The 18,339-nt window shown below is 69.2% G+C and carries 21 protein-coding genes; 8 read left to right on the forward strand and 13 right to left on the reverse strand.

Going from position 1 to position 18,339, the window contains the following annotated elements:
* The first annotated feature begins 82 nt into the window (after nucleotides 1–82).
* Entirely contained in the window at nucleotides 83–697 is a 615-nt protein-coding gene (locus tag AC1P0E_RS14140) for a rhomboid family intramembrane serine protease (RefSeq protein ID WP_482742510.1), read from the forward strand.
* On the opposite strand, the gene mqnP is transcribed toward AC1P0E_RS14140, so the two are convergent.
* A complete protein-coding gene (gene mqnP, locus AC1P0E_RS14145) occupies nucleotides 687–1,589 on the reverse strand; it encodes a menaquinone biosynthesis prenyltransferase MqnP (protein ID WP_482742511.1) in 903 nt (300 codons plus the stop codon). The genes AC1P0E_RS14140 and mqnP overlap by 11 nt on opposite strands.
* Nucleotides 1,586–3,043, reverse strand: coding sequence for a menaquinone biosynthesis decarboxylase (locus tag AC1P0E_RS14150; RefSeq protein ID WP_482742512.1), 1,458 nt, complete (start codon nucleotides 3,041–3,043; stop codon nucleotides 1,586–1,588). Before AC1P0E_RS14150 ends, mqnP begins: the two co-directional genes overlap by 4 nt.
* A gap of 89 nt (nucleotides 3,044–3,132) precedes the next feature.
* Between AC1P0E_RS14150 and AC1P0E_RS14155 the strand changes: the two genes are divergently transcribed.
* Nucleotides 3,133–3,546 (forward strand): PLD nuclease N-terminal domain-containing protein, encoded by a 414-nt coding sequence (locus AC1P0E_RS14155; RefSeq protein WP_482742513.1) that lies wholly within the window; start codon nucleotides 3,133–3,135, stop codon nucleotides 3,544–3,546.
* Nucleotides 3,547–3,839: 293 nt separating this feature from the next.
* On the opposite strand, the gene AC1P0E_RS14160 is transcribed toward AC1P0E_RS14155, so the two are convergent.
* From AC1P0E_RS14160 to hemL, 8 genes are all read right to left on the reverse strand, one after another.
* The gene (locus tag AC1P0E_RS14160) at nucleotides 3,840–4,370 is read right to left on the reverse strand and encodes an SRPBCC domain-containing protein (protein ID WP_482742514.1); all 531 of its coding nucleotides are present in this window, start codon (nucleotides 4,368–4,370) and stop codon (nucleotides 3,840–3,842) included.
* Nucleotides 4,371–4,419: 49 nt separating this feature from the next.
* On the reverse strand, nucleotides 4,420–5,493 hold the full coding sequence (ccsB, locus tag AC1P0E_RS14165) for a c-type cytochrome biogenesis protein CcsB (RefSeq protein ID WP_482742515.1): 1,074 nt from the start codon (nucleotides 5,491–5,493) through the stop codon (nucleotides 4,420–4,422).
* Nucleotides 5,490–7,238, reverse strand: coding sequence for a cytochrome c biogenesis protein ResB (gene resB, locus AC1P0E_RS14170; RefSeq protein WP_482742516.1), 1,749 nt, complete (start codon nucleotides 7,236–7,238; stop codon nucleotides 5,490–5,492). The genes ccsB and resB overlap by 4 nt, the downstream gene beginning before the upstream one ends.
* A 5-nt stretch (nucleotides 7,239–7,243) precedes the next feature.
* On the reverse strand, nucleotides 7,244–8,011 hold the full coding sequence (locus tag AC1P0E_RS14175) for a cytochrome c biogenesis CcdA family protein (protein ID WP_482742517.1): 768 nt from the start codon (nucleotides 8,009–8,011) through the stop codon (nucleotides 7,244–7,246).
* Between the two features lie 4 nt (nucleotides 8,012–8,015).
* Nucleotides 8,016–8,639 (reverse strand): TlpA family protein disulfide reductase, encoded by a 624-nt coding sequence (locus tag AC1P0E_RS14180; RefSeq protein WP_482742518.1) that lies wholly within the window; start codon nucleotides 8,637–8,639, stop codon nucleotides 8,016–8,018.
* 67 nt (nucleotides 8,640–8,706) lie between these two features.
* Nucleotides 8,707–9,945: a polysaccharide deacetylase family protein gene (locus AC1P0E_RS14185; protein ID WP_482742519.1), complete on the reverse strand. Its 1,239-nt coding sequence runs from the start codon at nucleotides 9,943–9,945 to the stop codon at nucleotides 8,707–8,709.
* A gap of 140 nt (nucleotides 9,946–10,085) precedes the next feature.
* Nucleotides 10,086–10,760: a histidine phosphatase family protein gene (locus tag AC1P0E_RS14190; RefSeq protein ID WP_482742520.1), complete on the reverse strand. Its 675-nt coding sequence runs from the start codon at nucleotides 10,758–10,760 to the stop codon at nucleotides 10,086–10,088.
* The gene (gene hemL, locus AC1P0E_RS14195; RefSeq protein ID WP_482742521.1) at nucleotides 10,757–12,073 is read right to left on the reverse strand and encodes a glutamate-1-semialdehyde 2,1-aminomutase; all 1,317 of its coding nucleotides are present in this window, start codon (nucleotides 12,071–12,073) and stop codon (nucleotides 10,757–10,759) included. Before hemL ends, AC1P0E_RS14190 begins: the two co-directional genes overlap by 4 nt.
* A 130-nt stretch (nucleotides 12,074–12,203) precedes the next feature.
* Between hemL and AC1P0E_RS14200 the strand changes: the two genes are divergently transcribed.
* From AC1P0E_RS14200 to AC1P0E_RS14215, 4 genes are all read left to right on the forward strand, one after another.
* On the forward strand, nucleotides 12,204–12,806 hold the full coding sequence (locus tag AC1P0E_RS14200) for a hypothetical protein (RefSeq protein ID WP_482745755.1): 603 nt from the start codon (nucleotides 12,204–12,206) through the stop codon (nucleotides 12,804–12,806).
* Between the two features lie 156 nt (nucleotides 12,807–12,962).
* A complete protein-coding gene (locus tag AC1P0E_RS14205) occupies nucleotides 12,963–13,994 on the forward strand; it encodes a hypothetical protein (RefSeq protein WP_482742522.1) in 1,032 nt (343 codons plus the stop codon).
* Nucleotides 13,995–14,142: 148 nt separating this feature from the next.
* Nucleotides 14,143–14,382 carry a hypothetical protein gene (locus tag AC1P0E_RS14210; RefSeq protein WP_482742523.1) on the forward strand — a complete coding sequence of 80 codons (240 nt, stop codon included), beginning with the start codon at nucleotides 14,143–14,145 and terminating at the stop codon, nucleotides 14,380–14,382.
* Between the two features lie 55 nt (nucleotides 14,383–14,437).
* Nucleotides 14,438–15,187, forward strand: coding sequence for a Mut7-C RNAse domain-containing protein (locus AC1P0E_RS14215; RefSeq protein ID WP_482742524.1), 750 nt, complete (start codon nucleotides 14,438–14,440; stop codon nucleotides 15,185–15,187).
* 106 nt (nucleotides 15,188–15,293) lie between these two features.
* Here the strand turns inward: AC1P0E_RS14215 and AC1P0E_RS14220 are convergent, their stop codons facing one another.
* A complete protein-coding gene (locus AC1P0E_RS14220; protein ID WP_482742525.1) occupies nucleotides 15,294–15,914 on the reverse strand; it encodes a TetR/AcrR family transcriptional regulator in 621 nt (206 codons plus the stop codon).
* 105 nt (nucleotides 15,915–16,019) lie between these two features.
* Here AC1P0E_RS14220 and AC1P0E_RS14225 point away from each other — a divergent pair, with 105 nt between their 5' ends.
* Together AC1P0E_RS14225 and AC1P0E_RS14230 are read left to right on the forward strand one after the other, a co-directional pair.
* Complete coding sequence (locus AC1P0E_RS14225) at nucleotides 16,020–16,370, forward strand: YnfA family protein (protein ID WP_482742526.1); 351 nt, start codon at nucleotides 16,020–16,022, stop codon at nucleotides 16,368–16,370.
* A gap of 9 nt (nucleotides 16,371–16,379) precedes the next feature.
* Nucleotides 16,380–17,135 carry an SDR family NAD(P)-dependent oxidoreductase gene (locus tag AC1P0E_RS14230; protein WP_482742527.1) on the forward strand — a complete coding sequence of 252 codons (756 nt, stop codon included), beginning with the start codon at nucleotides 16,380–16,382 and terminating at the stop codon, nucleotides 17,133–17,135.
* A gap of 129 nt (nucleotides 17,136–17,264) precedes the next feature.
* Here AC1P0E_RS14230 and AC1P0E_RS14235 read toward each other — a convergent pair whose 3' ends face one another.
* A complete protein-coding gene (locus AC1P0E_RS14235; RefSeq protein WP_482742528.1) occupies nucleotides 17,265–17,942 on the reverse strand; it encodes a DUF3618 domain-containing protein in 678 nt (225 codons plus the stop codon).
* Nucleotides 17,918–18,337 carry a phage holin family protein gene (locus AC1P0E_RS14240; protein WP_482742529.1) on the reverse strand — a complete coding sequence of 140 codons (420 nt, stop codon included), beginning with the start codon at nucleotides 18,335–18,337 and terminating at the stop codon, nucleotides 17,918–17,920. Before AC1P0E_RS14240 ends, AC1P0E_RS14235 begins: the two co-directional genes overlap by 25 nt.
* Nucleotides 18,338–18,339 lie beyond the last annotated feature (2 nt).

Here is an 18,339-nt window from a genome sequence, read left to right on the forward strand (position 1 = left end):
CCCGTGGGCGGAACCGAGACAGGTACCCGGGACGTTCCACTGACAGACCGCACGCAGGTCGCACGTACCGCAGGGGGACGTCATGCCACCGACTGCCATGGACCAGAACCGGAACCGAAGCCACCCGGCCAAGACCGCCGCCGTGCTGATGCTCGGCTGGGTCGCGCTGCTGTGGGTCCTGGAGGCGCTGGATTCGGCGACCGGCGCGCTGGACACCTACGGGCTGAGCCCGCGCGACCTCGGCGAACTGCGCGACGTACTGCCGATGTCGTTCCTGCACCACGGCTTCGACCACGTCGCGTCGAACACGATCCCCCTCTTGGTCCTCGGCTTCCTTGCCGCCCTGAGCGGGATACGCCGCTTCCTCGCGGTCGTACTCACGATCATGCTGGTCGGCGGACTCGGGGTGTGGCTCACCGCTCCCGAGTACTCCAACACGGCCGGCGCGTCGGTCGTCGTCTTCGGTCTTCTCGGCTACCTGCTGGTCCGCGGCTTCGTCGACCGCAACGCCGTCGACGTCGTGATCGGCCTGCTGGTGGCCGCGGTCTACGGATCGCTGCTGTGGGGCGTGCTCCCGACCAACACCGCCATCAGCTGGCAGGGTCATCTCTTCGGGCTGATAGGAGGCGTGCTGGCAGCGTTCCTCTTCCGGCGGGCGCCCCTCTCAGCGACACCCGCCTCGCGCCTCATACCGTGAGGCCGCGCACCAGCAGGTCCATCAGCGCGCATGCGAACAGGGCGATCCCGATGAAGCCGTTCGTCGAGAAGAACGCCCGGTTCAACCGGGACAGGTCGTGCGGCTTGACGATCGTGTGCTCGTAGAGGAAAGCCACGACCACCACCACCAGCCCGGCCCAGAAGAACACCCCCGCGCCGGTGGCCAGCGCGTACCAGACGAGCAGGACCGTCGTCACCGCGTGGCACGCCCGCGCGCCGTACAGCGCGGCCGGGACGCCGAAGCGCGCCGGCACGGACTTCACTCCGTGCGCACGGTCCGCCTGGACATCCTGGCTGCCGAAGATCAGGTCGAAGCCGCCGATCCAGATGCCGACGGCGAGACCGAGGATCACCGCGTCCGAGGACCACTCCCCGGTGATCGCGAGCCAGGCTCCGACAGGGCCCATGGCCTGGGCGAAGCCCAGAATGGCATGCGGGAAATTCGTGAAGCGCTTCCCGTACGGATAGACCACCATCGGGATGACGGCGATCGGCGCCAGCGCCAGACACAGCGGGTTCAGCGCGGCCGCAGCACCAAGAAAAATCACCACGGCGACGAGCGCGCCGGTCCACGCCGACCGCACCGAGACCGCGCCGGTGACCAGCTCGCGGTTGGCGGTGCGCGGGTTACGGGCGTCGAGCTCGCGGTCGATGATCCGGTTGCACGCCATCGCGAACGTACGCAGCCCGACCATGGCGACGGTGACGAGCAGCAGCTTGCCCCAGTGGATGTTCCGGTCCAGCTGGAACATCGCGGTGAGCGCGGCGATGTACGCGAAGGGCAGCGCGAAGACCGAGTGCTCGATCATCACGAGCCGGAGGAAAGCCTTGGTCCTGCCAACCTGCGGAACCGCGGCCGCGGCGCTGCTCACAGCCCGTACTCCTTCCAGCGCTTGGTGACCCGTTCGGCGATTGCCGGGTCGGACTCGACCATGTTCGGCCAGCCACCGTCCCGGGTGTAGCCCTCCTCGGGCAGCTTCTTCGTGGCGTCGATGCCCGCCTTGCCGCCCCAGAACTGCTGATACGACGCGTGATCCAGATGATCCACGGGCCCCTCGACCACAGTCAGGTCGCGGGAGTAGTCCACATTCCCCAGCGCCCGCCACGCCACCTCGTGGTAGTTGTGCACATCGCAGTCCTTGTCGACCACGATGATCAGCTTCTCCAGCGAGAGCATGTGCGCGCCCCAGATGGCGTGCATGACCTTCTGCGCGTGCTTCGGGTACTTCTTGTCGATCGCCACGATGACGCAGTTGTGGAAACCGCCCGCCTCCGGCAGGTGGTAGTCCACGATGTCCGGAACGATGATCTTGAGCAGCGGCAGAAAGAAGCTCTCCGTGGCCCGCCCCAGCGGCCCGTCCTCCGTGGGCGGCCGCCCCACCACGATCGACTGGAGCAGCGGACGCCGCCGCATCGTGATCGTGTCGATCGTCAGCGCCGGAAAGTCCTCCTGAGGCGTGTAGAACCCGGTGTGATCGCCGAACGGACCTTCCGGCAGCATCTTCCCGGGCTCCAGCCACCCCTCCAGTACGACCTCGGCCTGCGCCGGGACCTGGAGCGGGACCGTCTTGCAGTCGACCATCTCAATGCGCTTGCCCGACACGAAGCCCGCGAAGAGGTACTCGTCGATGTCACCCGGCAGCGGAGCCGTCGAGGCGTACGTCACGGCCGGCGGCGCACCGAAGGCGATCGCGACCGGCAGCCGCTCACCGCGCCGGGCCGCCACCTGGTAGTGATTCCGGCTGTCCTTGTGGATCTGCCAGTGCATACCAATGGTCCGCTTGTCGTGACGCTGAAGCCGGTACAGCCCCAGGTTCCGGATCCCGGACTCCGGGTCCTTGGTATGCGTAAGCCCCAGATTGAAGAACGACCCGCCGTCCTCCGGCCAGGTGAAGAGCGCAGGCAGCTTGTCCAGGTCCACGTCGTCGCCCGTCAGGACGACCTCCTGAACAGGAGCCGCATCCGACTTGACCTTCTTCGGCGGCACGTGCGCCATCGACCCGAGCTTGCCGAAAGCCTCCCGCACGCCCACGAAACCCTGCGGGAGCTCGGGCTTCAGCAGCCCGCCGATCTTGTCCCGGATGTCGTCGTAGGACTTCAGCCCGAGCGCCTTGAGCAGCCGCCGGTCCGTCCCGAACACGTTCATCGCCAGGGGCATCGCGGAGCCCTTGACGTTCTCGAAGAGAAGCGCGGGACCCCCCGCCTTGTTCACCCGGTCGACGATCTCCCCGACCTCCAGGTACGGATCGACTTCGGCCTTGATGCGCTTGAGGTCGCCCTCGCGCTCCAGCGCCCGGAGCAGGGAGCGAAGATCGTCGTAAGCCATGCGGTCCAGTATCCGGTACGCACTACGCTTGGCCCGTCACCGGGGCCGACCACCGCGCCCCGCGGTCCGCGTTCTGGGAGCTTGCCCTCATGCTCAGGTATCTGCCGTTCCTTCTGGTCCTGGCGCTGTGGATCTATGCCTTCATCGACTGCCTGAACACCCCCGAGGAAGAGGTCCGCCACCTCCCCAAGGTGGTCTGGGTGATCATCGTGCTCCTCTTCGGCGAGGTGCTGATCGGCCCGGTCGCGTGGCTCGCGGTCGGCAAAGTCCGAAAGGGAGCCCGGAACTCCGGCGGTACGCCCTCCGAATGGCAGCGCGGCCACAAATCCAAGAAGTGGGTCGCCCCGGACGACAACCCCGACTTCCTCAAGTCCCTGAAGGACGAGAGCGCCAAGGACGAGTCGATGATGAAGGACTGGGAAGCGGACCTCCAGCGCCGTGAAGAGGAACTCAAGCAGCGCGAGGACGACGGCCCCGAGGACCCGACGCCGCCCAAGTCCTGACGGCGCGCCGGCCTGGTCGAAGTCCGTGAAGAGCATCGCCGCGAACTGCCCCACCACACCAGCCACAACAGGGCCGCGCCGGTGTAAGCAGCGACGGCGACCATGCGGGGGCCCTCTCCTCCCCGCACATCACGGTGCCGGGAGGGGACGTGTCGGGGCGCTCCCCGCAGGGCGTCGAACGCAACCACCCCGACGACAACCCAGTACCCGAACGTTCGACGCCCGAGGAGACGCCCCGGCGCGGCACCGACCCCGAAGCCACTGCCCCCGCGCCCCCGCAAAGGACCGCCCGCTCAGGACTGGCTGCCCCCCGGCGCCTCGTAGGCGGCGTACAACTCCCGGTAGCGGTCCAGGGTCCACGACGACCAGTCCTGCCGACGCCCGTCGAGGAACTCGACGAGGTACTCCAGGTGCTGGTGCCAGCCGGCCAGGCGGCTCAGGCGGTCGGCCTCACCGAGCGCGCCCACCTCGTTGGTGAAGCGCAGCACCGTGCCGTTCGTCGCCCCACTCGGCGCGAGGTGGAAGCGGATCCGCCCGTGCACGGCGACGGTGTACTCGGCGACGTGCTCCAGATCCCAGGCGGTGACCGCGCCCACGGCGACCGCGCCCTCACCGCCGTCGCCGGCGGCGAGCCACCGCAGGGTGACCGCGCCGCCCAGACGCGGCTCCAGCGGCTCGGCGGCCGCGAGCCATCCGCGCAAGCCGACGGGGGTGGCGACGGCCGGCCAGACCCGGTGCACGGGGTGCGCCAGGTTCAGCGTGAACCGGAGCACATCCGTGTGTTCGCGGTGCTCGCAGGTACCAGGACCGATCACATCCGCCATAGCCCCAGCCTCACCCCGCGCCCGGGCTTCTGCACCCGCTGGGAGCGGGTCAGACGCCCGAGTAGGAGTGCAGACCGTTCAGAACCATGTTCACCCCGTAGTAGTTCCACAGCCAGCAGACGAACGCGAAGAGCCCCAGGTAGGCGGCCTTGCGGCCCTTCCAGCCGGCCGTCGCGCGCGCGTGCAGGTAGCAGGCGTACACGACCCAGGTGATGAAGGACCAGACCTCCTTGGGGTCCCAGCCCCAGTAGCGGCCCCACGCGTCGCCCGCCCAGATCGCGCCCGCGATGATCGTGAACGTCCACAGCGGGAAGACGGCGGCGTTCACGCGGTACGCGAACTTGTCGAGCGAGGCGGCCGACGGGAGGCGCTCCAGCACGGAGGACGCGAACTTGCCCGGCTCGCCGCCCCCGGCGAGCTTCGCCTCGTACGAGTCACGGAAGAGGTAGAGCAGCGTGCCCACCGCGCCGAGGTAGAACACCGCGCCGCAGAAGATCGCGGTGGAGACGTGGATCCACAGCCAGTACGAGTCCAGCGCGGGCACGAGCTGGTCGCTGTCGGTGTAGAGCCACTTGGTGGCGATGCCGAGGTCCAGAAGCACAGTCGTGACCAGCGGCAGACCGGCCCACCGGACGTTCTTCTTGGCGGCCAGGATCGCCAGGTACACGCCGACGACCACGGTGGAGAAGGTGATCGAGAACTCGTACATGTTGCCCCACGGCGCGCGCTGCACCGACAGGGCGCGGGCCACCACGCCGCCCGCCTCGACGAGGAAGGCGAGGACGGTGAGCGACACCGCGATGCGCCCGTAGAGGTCGCCCTTCTCGGTGCCGCCCGCCGCGCCGGGACCGTCCGGCACATCCCGCGTCCCAGCCGCCGAGCGGGTGATGACCTTGGGCTTGTCGAGGACCGCCGTGGAGCCACCGGAGCGCACCGTCACCCTGGGCGCCGCCCCGGCGTCGGCGGTCAGCGCGGCCGCCGTGCGGCCGACCTTGCTGCGGCTGCCGAAGACCCACTCGGCGATGTGCGCGAGGAAGGCCAGCGTGTAGACGGCCATCGACGAATAGATCAGCACATTGCTGATGTTGGCGAGGTTCTCGTTGGTTGCGGCCGCGAGATTCACGCGCGGACTCCTTCGACAGGTTCAGCGGGATCAGGTGCCGTCGGCGCCTGTGAATTGAGCGTTGCGGCCAGGTCGGCCAGTTCCTCGGGGAGCTTCGAGGACTCACTGCGGCCGAGTCCGGCCATCTCGACGACGGTGACGCCGTCCTTGCCCCGTACGGCCCGGACCCAGATCCGGCGCCGCTGGATGAACAGCGATCCGGCGAGGCCCGCGATCGCGGCGATGGCCCCTACGAGCGCCGGTACGTTGCCGGGCTGCTGCGAGATCTGGAAGGTCGCCCACTCCTTCACGTCCTTCTCGAACGTGATGGAGCCCGCGCCGTTCGGCAGCTTCATGGTCTCGCCCGGCAGCAGCCGCTGCTTGAGCAGGGCGCCCTGGTCGTCCTTGAATTCCTTCATCTTGCGCTTGTCGAGCTGGTAGACGTTCTGCGGCAGTCCCGCGTTCACGCCGAGGCTCCCGTGGTACGCGTTGAGCGCGAGGACCGGGAAGTCGAGACCCGGGTACTGGGAGAGCATCGTGCCCTTGCCCGCGCCCGCGAACGTCGGCACGAAGAACGCCTGGAAGCCCAGCTGGTCCTTCTTGCCGTCCTTGTCGCGGTAGCCGTCCATCACCTTGATCGCGCCGGACGAGGTGACGTTGGAGTCCATGGGCAGCAGCGGCACCGCGTCCTTGAAGACTTCCTTGCCCCTGCCGTCCCTGACGGTGACGACCGGGGCGTACCCGTGGCCGATGAGGTAGACCTTCGAGCCGTCGACCTCCAGCGGCTTGTTCACCTCGATCACGTTCTTCTTCTCGGCGCCGTCCGCCCCCTTGGCGTACGTCACATGAGCTTCGTACGTCCGGGGCGTGCCGCGCTGGGGACCGGTCCGCTCGTACGTCCCGACGAACTTGTCGAGCTTGAAGCTGAACGGCGCCAGGTCGTGGTCCCGGTCGAAGAGCGACCCGGACTTGAAGTCGTCGTACTGAGTCAGCGTGTTGGCGAAGCCGCTGCCCTCGACGACCAGCTTGCCGCCCTCGGACTTGAAGAGCTGGCCGGTGGCGAACGACACGAGCATCACGATGAGCGAGATGTGGAAGATCAGGTTCCCGGCCTCGCGCAGGTAGCCCTTCTCGGCCGCGACCGCGTCCCCGGCGGTGTGGGACCGGAAGCGGCGCTGCTTCAGCATCGCCAGCGCGGCCTCGCGGACCCGCTCGGGGTCCGTCTCCGTACGCCAGGTCGTGTACGCCGGAAGTCGCGTCAGGCGGCCGGGCGCGCCCGGCGGGCGGCTGCGGAGCTGGCCGACGAACTGCCAGGTGCGGGGCACGATGCAGCCGATCAGCGAGACGAACAGCAGAATGTAGATCGCGGAGAACCACACCGAGCTGTAGACGTCGAAGAGCCCGAGGTCGTCGTAGATCGGCGCGAGCGTCTCGTGCGCCGCCCTGAAGTCCTCGACCTTCGTCTCGTCGACGCCGGTCTGGGGGATCAGCGACCCGGGGATCGCGCCCAGCGACAGCAGGAACAGCAGGATCAACGCGACCCGCATCGACGTCAGCTGCCGCCAGAACCAGCGCACCCAGCCTGTCGACTCACGCCAGGCCCAGGCGATCCGGCCGGCCGCGCCGGGCTGCATCACGCCGCCGAAGGAGCCGGGGACCGCCCGCTCCTGGGGGGCGGTGGAGAGCTGTGCGCCGGCTTCGCCGAGCTCACGCTCGTCGTTCTCGGCGGCCGCTGCTGCCTCGTCGGTCGTCTCGGTCTTGCTCATGGAACTCAGATCCCCACCGTGAAGCCTTGGGTCCAGCCCTGCATGTCCTGGATGATGCCGTTCCAGATCCCTGTGACGAGCAGGATGCCGGTCGCGATCATCATCAGTCCGCCGATGCGCATCACCCAGGCGTAGTGCTTCTTGACCCAGGCGAACGCACCGAGCGCCCGCCGGAACGCCAACGCGGCGACCACGAAGGGCACGCCGAGGCCGAGGCAGTACGCGACGGTCAGTATGGCCCCGCGCCCCGCGCTTCCGTCGTTGAGGGCGAGCGTCTGGACCGCGCCGAGCGTCGGGCCGGTGCACGGCGCCCAGCCGATGCCGAAGAGTGCGCCCAGTACAGGAGCACCCGCCAGACCGGCCGCCGGCCGCTTGTGGAAGCGGAACTCGCGCTGGGTGATCCAGGGCATCAGCCCCATGAAGAAGACGCCCATGAGGATCATCAGCCCGCCGAGCACCATGGAGAGCGTTTCCTGGTGCTCCTGGAGCGTCGAGCCGAAGAAGCCGAAGAGCGCCCCGGTCGAGACAAAGACCGCACTGAAGCCGAGCACGAAGAGGGACGCGCCCGCGACCATACGGCCGCGCTTGGCCTCCGCCAGGTCGGTGCCGCTGATTCCGGTGACGTACGACAGATAGCCGGGCACGAGCGGCAGCACGCACGGCGAGAAGAACGAGACGAGACCGGCGGCGACGGCGATCGGCAGGGCCAGAATCAGCGCACCGCTATAAACGGTCGTGTTGTATTCGGTGATCGCGGCGGCGAGAACGCTCACTTGGTCACTTCTCCGCGATCAACGGGTCGATCATCCGGTGCAGCTTCTTCGCGTCCACGCCGCCCACGTAACGCGCCGCGAGTTTGCCCTCACGGTCGATCACAATGGTCGACGGAACGAGCTGCGGATTCAGACTGCCCTTGGGGAAGCGGAGAAGCAGCTTGCCGATCGGATCGTAGAGACTCGGATACTCGACGCCCCACTCCTCCTCGAACTTGATCGCCGGACCCTTGGAGTTGTCGCGGGTGTTGATCCCGACGAACTCGACTCCCTTGTCCTTGGTTTCCTTGGCGACCTTCGCGAAATGCGGCGCCTCGGCCCGGCAGGGCGTGCACCACGAGCCCCAGACGTTCATGACGACGACCTTGCCCTTGAAGTCGCCCACGTCGAGCTTCTTGCCTTCGAGGGTCTCGCCGTCGAGCTTCGGGGCCGGCTGCCGCTCCCCTTTGGCGACGGTGGAGATGCCGCTGTCGCCGGTCACGAAGTTGGCGCCGCCCGAGCCCGAGGACTTGGCTCCGTCGCCTCCGCACGCAGAGAGGACGAGTGCGCCCGCGATCGCGACGGCGCCCGCCGACACGGCGCGGCGGGTGCGGTTCGAGCGGCGGCGGGGGGCGCGGCTAGGGCTCATGTGAAAAGTTTCGCATGAGCGTTCCAGAGATCTTCCGCGCCCCCCATGGTGCCCGTAAAGCCCCTTGTCAAGACGCCTTAAGGAGAGACTTCCAGCCACCCGCCGGGGACTGTCCGACTTCCAGGGAACGGAGCTTCGCGAGCACCTTCGGGTCCTGCACGTCGAGCCAGTCGCAGAACTGCCGGAAGGAGACCAGGCGTACGTCCTTCTTGCCCGCCATGCCCTTGAGCGCTTCCTCGACGGCGTCCATGTAGATGCCGCCGTTCCACTGCTCGAAGTGGTTGCCTATGTAGAAGGGCGCGCGATTGCTTTCGTACGCCCGCTGGAAACCGGCGAGATAAGCCTCGGTGGCCTGCTTCTTCCAGCCGGGGTAGCGCGACGGCATGCCCTGGGTGGAATTCTTCGACTGGTTGGCGAGGATGTTGTAGTCCATCGACAGCACCTCGAAGGAGTGGCCGGGGAACGGCATCGCCTGGAGCGGCAGGTCCCACAGGCCGCCGCGCTTGACGGGCCACATCTGCCGGCCGCCGGGCGAGCTGGCGTCGTAGCGCCAGCCCAGCTTCTTCGCCGTCGGGAGCAGGTTGTCCTGGCCGAGGAGGCAGGGGGTGCGGCCGCCGACGAGTTCCTTCTCGTAGTCGAAGGGCAGCGGGTCGAGGTCGGTCCAGCCGCTGTTGGTCTTCCACTCGGTGACGAACGACTTGGCCTGGGCGGTCTCGTTCTCCCACTGGGCGGGAGTCCAGTTGCCGACCGAGCCGGATCCGGCGCAGAAGTGGCCGTTGAAGTGGGTGCCTATCTCGTGGCCTTCGAGCCAGGCCTGGCGGACGTACTTCAGCGTGTCCTTGATGTGCGCGTCGGTGAGATAGCCGATGTCGGAGGCGCCGACGGGGTTGTTCGGCGGCTTGTAGAGGCTCTTCTTCGACTCGGGCAGGACGTAGAGCCCGGAGAGGAAGAAGGTCATCGCCGCGTCGTGGTCCTTGGCGAGCTTCAGGAAGCGCGGGAACAGGCCGTTGCCGACCTCGCCCGCACCGTCCCAGGAGAAGATCACGAACTGCGGCGGGGTCTCACCGGGCTGGAGAGGGACGGGCTTGTCCGGCTGGTTCGGCTGCTTGCCCGTGTCGGCCGTCGAGCCGTCGCCTATCAGCCGTACGTCGTCACCGGTCTTGCTGGGCGACGGCGTGCCACCGCCCTTGCCGGGGCTGTTGGAGCCCGACTCCTTCGAACCCGAAGGGCCGCAGCCGGCAATCCCGACCGCGGCCGCTGCTCCGAGTCCCAGTCCGAGCAGACCCCTTCGACTCATGTCCCGCATACCGTCGCCCCATCCGCGCTTGTCGTCCCCGTTGGCGTCCGTCGGTCATACAAACGGACAACGGGTAAGAGGCTGTGGTGCGGAAACGGGTTCCGGCAATCGGCGCATTTTTGCCATGGGCGGCCGGAAAGAGATGGATATTACGCGCCGAATGCCTTCGCTTTGCCCTTTACTGGCTTGGCGCCGGCCAGCAGATGCGCCGGCACGAGATCGCGGGCCGGCTCGCTGTAGCCGACGGACACGATCTTGTCGCCCTCGAAGGTGAACGAGGTGAGCGAGGCGAGCGTGCACTGCCGCTTGCGCGGGTCGTGCCACAGCCGCCGCCGCTCGACGAAGCTGCGCAGCGTCCAGATCGGCAGCTGATGGCTGACGGCGACCGCCTCGTGCCCACGCGCCGCGTCGCGTGCGGCGTTGAGCGCGCTCATCATCCGTACGACCTGCTCGATGTACGGCTCACCCCACGACGGCTGGAACGGATTCGTCAGGTGCCTCCAGTTCGCGGGCCTGCGCAGCGCGCCGTCCCCGACCCCGAAGGTCTTGCCCTCGAAGACGTTGCCCGCCTCGATCAGCCGCTCGTCGGTGGCGAGATCCAGCCCGTGCGCCTTGGCGATCGGCGTCGCGGTCTCCTGGGCGCGCTCCAGCGGCGAGGAGACGGCGTACGCGATGTCGCGCCCGGCGAGGTGCTCGGCGACCCGGTCGGCCATCTGCCGGCCGAGCTCGGAGAGGTGGTAGCCGGACCGGCGCCCGTACAGCACCCCGTCCGGATTGTGCACTTCGCCGTGCCGCACCACGTGGACGACGGTGGTCTCGCTCATGCGGTCGCCTCCGCTGCGGCGCGGGCGGCGGCGGGCAGGGCGGCGGCGATGCGCTCGACGGCCCGCGCGTCGTGGGCGGTCGACACGAACCAGGACTCGAAGGCGGACGGCGGCAGATAGACGCCGTCGGCCAGCATCGAGTGGAAGAAGGCGTTGAAGCGGAAAGCTTCCTGCTTGCGCGCGTCGTCGTAGTTGCGCACCTCGTCGGCCGTGAAGAAGACCGAGAACATGTTGCTGGCGCTCTGGAGGCGGTGCGCCACACCTTCCTTGGTGAGCGCCAGGGTGACCAGCTCCTGGATCTCCCTCGACACCGCGTCGACCATGGCGTACGCCGCGTCGTCGAGCAGCCGCAGCTGCGCGAGCCCGGCGGCGGTCGCGACGGGGTTACCGGAGAGGGTGCCGGCCTGGTAGACGGGGCCGGCGGGCGCGAGGTGCGCCATGACGTCCTTACGTCCGCCGAAGGCCGCGGCCGGGAAGCCGCCGCCCATGACCTTGCCGAACGTCATGAGGTCAGGCGCGACGCCGTCGACGCCGTACCAGCCGGCCTTCGACGTACGGAAGCCGGTCATGACCTCGTCGGAGATGTAGAGCGCGCCGTCGGCCTGGCACAGCGCCTTGAGCCCGGCGTTGAACCCCTCCCCCGGCGGGACGACGCCCATGTTGCCGGGCGAGGCCTCGGTGATGACGCAGGCGATCTCGCCGGGGTGGGCGGCGAATGCGGCCCGTACGGCGTCGAGATCGTTGTACGGCAGGACGATCGTGTCGCCGGCCTGCGCGCCCGTCACGCCGGGCGTGTCCGGCAGCGCGAACGTCGCGAGGCCCGATCCGGCGGCGGCGAGGAGCGCGTCCACGTGGCCGTGGTAGCAGCCGGCGAACTTCACGATCTTCGCGCGGCCGGTGAAGCCGCGGGCGAGGCGGATGGCCGACATCGTCGCCTCGGTGCCGCTGGAGACGAGCCGCACCTGCTCGACCGGCGCGACGCGCGCGACGATCTCCTCGGCGAGCGCGACCTCGCCCTCACCGGGCGTACCGAAGGAGGTGCCGCGGGCGACGGCCTCCTGAACGGCGGCGATGACGTCGGGGTGGGAATGGCCGAGGATCATCGGCCCCCACGAGCACACGAGGTCGACGTACTCACGGCCGTCGGCATCGGTGAGGTACGGACCGGAACCGGACACCATGAACCGGGGCGTACCGCCCACGGCACGAAATGCCCGGACCGGAGAGTTCACGCCGCCGGGCGTCACGAGGGACGCGCGGTCGAAAAGCGTCTGCGAAACTGGGGCGTCATAGGGGAAGCTCACACAAGCCATGGTGTCAGAGGCTCCGACGGTCTTGCGGACAGGTGTTTCACCACACGTGTTTCACCGCACGGGCGTGGGGGAGGTCACTGACACGATGATCGGGTTGCGCGGCTGTGGCCGCGAGTGGTCGGGTGGAGATATGCATCGCGGTGGCGGAGTGGGCGAGGGGACCGACGATCTGGGTCCCGAGCGGGCCCAGGGCGGCCGGCATCGGCGTGAGCGAGAGCGGGAACGCGGGGCGAGGGCGGACAAGCGCGAGGCGAACCCGAGCGCGGACGCGGACACAGGAAACAGGAGCGGCCGGGTGGGGGTGACCTACAAGTACTTCGGCGCTCCGAACGGAGCCACCGCGGCCCGCGTGCCCATCTCGATGCGCCCGGAGGAGCTGGGCGGCGACGAACTCGGCATGGGCGGCATGTTCACGAAGATCAAGCCGGAGACGGTGGCCGCGATGGTCCTGACCGGCATCGAGGGCATACCCCTGCACAAGGTCCCGCCGCTCGAACTGGTCGTACTCCACCCCGATTACGCCGTGGTCAAACTCCCCATGACGGTCGTCGACCCGCTGCGCGGCATCGGCGAGGAGTCGGTGGGCGCGGCCGCCTTCATCTGGTCCACGGTCCCGGACCGCGGGGGCCCGCGCGACGCGTTCAACGTCTACCAATTGCTCCACGAATGGCAGGACTTCAGCCACCGCCTGCACGAGGCCGGGCACCAGCCGTACTGCCTGGTCTGGCCCTGACCGGCAGGTCCCGCAACGTCTGCGCACCTTGCGTGCGGCGTACAACCTTGTGCGTACGTCATCAGTCTCCTCAGTGACCATCACCGTGGTCGCACCTACGAGGAGACCGTCATTCCCGCGATACGCAAAACCCTGACCGCCACTGCCGTCGCCACCGTGGTCCTGGCGGGCTCGTCCGCCTGCGGCACGGTGGAGAACCTCTCCGCCGGGCAGAAGCTCGACCGGGCCTTCGACAAGCTCGGCAAGGAGCGCTCGCTCTCCTTCGAGCTGGATCTGGACGCCGACGCGGCGACGCTGAAGGCGCTGGATGCCGAGGCGGAGCCCGACGACAAGATGCCCGAAGAGGTCGCCGAGCTGCTCAGCGGTGGGCGGATCTCCTTCTCCATGCAGTCCAAGAAGCCGATCGAAGAGTCCGGCGAAAAGGACTTCGACGCCATGGCGATGAAGTTCAGCGGCCCGGCCGGTGACCTGTTCGAGTACCGGGTGGTCGGCGACTACAGCTACTTCCGCGCCGACGTGGAGGAGTTCGGGAAGATTACGGACAGCCCGATGCCGTCCGCCGACGAACTGCCCGACAGCGCCGATGCGCTGAAGAAGGTATTCAACGGCGAGTGGGTCAAGGTCGCGACGAAGGACCTCGAGAAGACCCGCGACGAGATGGAGGCCGCGCAGGCCCCCGGTGGCGGGAAGCCCTCGGCGGAACCCACACTCGACGCCAAGACGCAGAAGAAGCTCGTGAAGGCCCTCCAGCAGGTCGTCGCCCGGGAGGTCGACTTCAAGACTTCCGGCGAGAAGGACGGCACCGAGCACATCACGGCCAAGGCTCCCTTCCGCACGCTGATGACCGAGCTGGTCGACGAGCTCCGCCCGCTGGCGAAGGAGCTGCCGCCGGGTACCGAGCTGCCTACGGCCAAGGACCTCAAGGAGGTACCGAACAAGAAGGTCACGGCCGACTTCACGCTCAAGAACGGCGCACTGACCGAGGTGTCCGTGGACCTGGCCAAGCTGGCAAAGGACGCGAAGGTCAAGAAGTTCGCGCTGGTGCTGCGCATGGGCAAGGGCGAAAAGGCCACGGCTCCGGCCGGAGCCACCGAGGTGAAGCTGGACGAGCTGCTGTCGGGCTTCTTCCAGGGAGCCTCGGACGAGGCGTTCGCGGAAGAGGACTTCGCGGAGGGCGTCCAGGGCTGACCCCGGTCGGCGGGCGGAGCCGGCGGACGGGCCCGGCCCAAGAGTGACCTCTCGATCAAAGGTCGGCCCTCCCCCGTCCCGCATATGATCTTCAGAAGTCGCCTTGGCGTGCCGATGTACCGGGCATCGACGCTGAAGGAGGCCCGCCATGGGCGACATTCTGACGGCCCTGGCCATACCGGTCCTGTTGTGCGCCAGCGGTATCTACGCGGCGTGCTCCTGCTGGTGGCGGCGGACGCACCCGGCACCGCCGCCGCACTCGCAGAGCGCCGCCCGGCTCGCCGAACTCGACCTGATGGCGGTCACCGAGGGGATCATCAGGGAGTCCTGGGCTGAGCTGGACGACCTCTACCGCACGGCCCCGGTGCCGGAACCCGGGGCCAGGTAGCGACCCTGCCGGAAAGCCCTGGATACGGCGTGCGCACCGATGGCATGCTGGCGGCGTGAACGGACCGGAGATCCACCTCAGCGTCGCCCCCGAGCTGCACCTCTTCGTCGCGGCGGACCGGCGCGGCGGGCGTACGGCCGTGACCACCGACGGCGCCTCGACGCTCGGGCATGTCGTCGAGTCGCTCGGCATCCCGCTCACCGAGGCGGGGTGCCTGCTGGTCGACGGCCGCGAGGTCCCGGTGTCGCACATCCCGGCGGCGGGCGAGAGCGTCGAGGTGCGCACGGTGCGACGACCGCAGCAGGTGCCGGGGGCGCCGCTGCGCTTCCTCCTCGACGTGCACCTGGGCACGCTGGCGCGGCGGCTGAGGCTGCTGGGCGTCGACGCGGCGTACTTCAGCGAGGACATCGGCGACCCGGCCCTCGCCACGCACTCGGCGCGCGACCAGCGCGTGCTGCTGTCGCGGGACCGGGGGCTGCTGCGGCGCCGTGAACTGTGGGCCGGCGCGTACATCTACAGCGACCGCCCCGACGAGCAGCTCGACGACGTGCTGAGCCGGTTCGCGCCCGCCCTGGCCCCCTGGACGCGCTGCGTCGCCTGCAACGGCGACCTCAAGGACGCCACGAAGGAGTCCGTCAGCGAGCTTCTCGAAGGCGGCACGGAGCGCTCGTACGACGTCTTCGCGCAGTGCACGGCGTGCGACCGCGTCTACTGGAACGGCGCACACCACTCACGCCTGCAGACGATCGTCGACGACGCCCTGCGCACCCATGGCGACGCGGAAACCCAGCGACAGGCCTCCTGACCCAAACCCGTACGCCGACCGCCTGCCGTCACCGCCTGCCGTCACCGCCTGCCGTCACCGCCTGCCGCCGACTGCCGACCGCCTGCGACAGCCTGGCTGAAGCCTCCTACGGCCGCTCCGCCGTCAGATACCGCTGCACGGTGGGTGCCAGCCAGTCGATCACCTCCTGCCGCGTCATCTCCACGGCGGGCGGCAGCCGCAGTACGTACCGTGCCAGCGCCATGCCGAGTACCTGGGAGGCGACCAGCGCGGCCCGCACGGGCGCCTCCTCCGGCACCGGGCTGAGCCCGGCCGCGACAGGGCCCAACTGCTCCCGGAATATCGCCTGCATGCGCTCCGCCCCGGCGGCGTTGGTGACACCGACCCGCAGCAGGGCGGTCAGTACCTCGTCCGCCTCCCAGCGGTCGAGGAAGTGCCCGACGAGCACGGCGCCCACATGCTTGCCCGGCAGCGCGCCCAGCTCGGCCATCTGCCCCAGGTCCGGCATGCGCAGGTCGAATTCCGAGGCGGCGGCGAACAGCCCCTCCTTGTTGCCGTAGTAGCGCATCACCATCGACGGGTCGATCTCCGCGTCGCCCGCGATGGCGCGGATGGTGGCGCGCTCGTACCCGTCGGCCGCGAACCGCTCCCGGGCGGCGGCGAGGATCGCCGCCTTCGTCGCGTCGGACCGGCGGGGCGTCGGAGCGGCAGGGGCGTCGGAGGCGGCAGGAACAGGCGTGTCACTCATGTCAACAACTGTAGGCCAACATCCGTTGACATTCCATGGCTCAGAAGAAACAAGCTCAAATGAGGTAACCGTCTCGGCCGCCGGGCCCCATGGCACGCTGAACGCATGACCGTCGCCCGCTCCGCCGCCCTCTTCCTCCTCGCCGCCCTCTTCGAGATCGGCGGCGCCTGGCTCGTCTGGCAAGGCGTACGCGGCGGAGCTCACAGCCACGGCCGCGGCCTCCTGTGGATCGGCGCGGGCGTCATCGCCCTCGGCGCGTACGGCTTCGTGGCGACGCTCCAGCCCGACGGCGAATTCGGCCGCATCCTCGCCGCGTACGGCGGAGTCTTCGTCGCAGGCTCCATCGCCTGGGGCATGGTCGCCGACGGCTACCGCCCCGACCGGTGGGACATCCTCGGCGCCCTGATCTGCCTCGCCGGGATGGCCGTCATCATGTACGCACCACGGGCTCGCTAGCCTGTCCCCATGTCTACGCCCATCGCCGTCATCACCGGAGCGAGCAGCGGAATCGGCGCCGCCACCGCCCGCCGACTGGCCGCCGCCGGCTACCGCGTCGTCCTCACCGCCCGCCGCAAGGACCGCATCGAAGCGCTGGAGGCCGAACTCACCGCAGCCGGCCACCAGGCGACGGCGTACGCGCTGGACGTCACCGACCGCGCGGCGGTCGACGAGTTCGCCGGCGCCTTCCGCACCCTCGCCGTCCTCGTCAACAACGCCGGCGGCGCACTCGGCGCCGACCCCGTCGCTACCAGCGACCCCGCCGACTGGCGCCAGATGTACGAAACCAACGTCATCGGCACCCTCAACCTCACCCAGGCCCTGCTCCCCGCCCTCACCGCGAGCGGCGACGGCACGGTGGTCGTCCTCTCCTCCACCGCCGGTCACGGCACGTACGAGAACGGCGGCGGCTACGTCGCGGCCAAGCACGGCGCGCACGTCCTCGCCGAGACCCTCCGTCTGGAGATCGTCGGCACCCCGGTGCGCGTCATCGAGATCGCCCCCGGCATGGTCAAGACGGAGGAATTCGCCACGACCCGCTTCCGCGGCGACACCGACAAGGCCGCCAAGGTCTACGCAGGCGTCGCCGAGCCCCTCAGCGCCGACGACGTGGCCCAGACCATCGCCTGGGCGGTCACCCGCCCCAGCCACGTCAACATCGACCTCCTGGTCGTCCGCCCCCGCGCCCAGGCCTCCAACACCAAGGTCCACCGCGAACTGTGACCACCACCGACGGCGGCTACGACCGCGCCCCCGCCGAGATCACGCGAAGAGCCGAAAAGCGGCCCGCATCAGGAGAGGAACTCCCGATGCGGGCCGCCACCGCACAACGCGCCGCCCGTCATACCCCCACTACGGCCGACCGCTCTCGTCACGGGCCTCACCCGCCACCGTCTGCCCCGACTGCCGGGCCTGCTCGGTGACTTGACCCGCCTGGTCACGCGCCTGCTCCTGCGTCGTACGCGCGGCATCCGCGGCAGACTCCTTGACCTGCTGAACCGCATGCTGCGCGGCCTGCGTCGCGTCCTCCTTCAGATGCTGCGCCGACTCGGCCGCCGCCTGCTTGACCGGCTCGAGGGCCCCACCGGCCCGATCCGCCAACTGCGCGGCCGCATGCTGCTCGGCCTGCGTACTCGGCAGCATCGAACCGGCCAGCAGACCCGCCCCGAAGGCGACCATCCCGGCCGCCAGCGGATTGCCCTCCGTCTGCCGCATCGCCTGCTCAGGCGCCCGCTTGACCGCCTCGCCGGCCTGCCCCGCCGTCTCACGCACAGTGCCGGCGGCCTGCCCGGCGCCCTCCTGCACCGACTGAGCAGCCTGCTGCGTACGGTCCTGAGCCATGCCCGTGGTGTGCGAGGCGGTACCCATGACCCGCCGCCGCACACCGGACACCGCACCCCGAACGCGCTGGCTGCGCCGACGCGCCACCCGCCGGGGGCTCGTACGGTCGGCCAGCCGGTCGACGTCACCGGACAGCTTCTCCCGCGTCGTCTCGATGTCGGCTCTTACTTGGTCGGGTGACGTGCCCATTGCGCGTCCTCCTTCAGTGTCTGCACGGTCTGTTCCGGCTTCGGCGACACGCTGCGCATCCGGGAGCGGCCCATCACGAACAGGACGGCGCCCACCACCGCCCACACCCCGGTGACGATCAGCGCGGCCCAGCCGGCGTCCATCACGTTCGCCAGGCCGAACACGGCCGCCAGCGAAGCGAAGAGGGCCACCATGTATCCGGCGAACCCCGCCCCGCCGAACATCCCCGCGGCCTTGCCCGCCTTCGTGGCCTCCTCGCGGATCTCGAGCTTGGCCAGCTCCATCTCCTGCCGGAAGAGCAGCTGCACATCCGAGGTGACCTCCGACAGCAGCTCACCCACCGAGCTGTCCTGCTCCCGCTTGTACGGAGCCTGCCGCATGTACGCAGACGACATCA

The organism is Streptomyces sp. TRD_SC_5 (assembly GCF_056836825.1).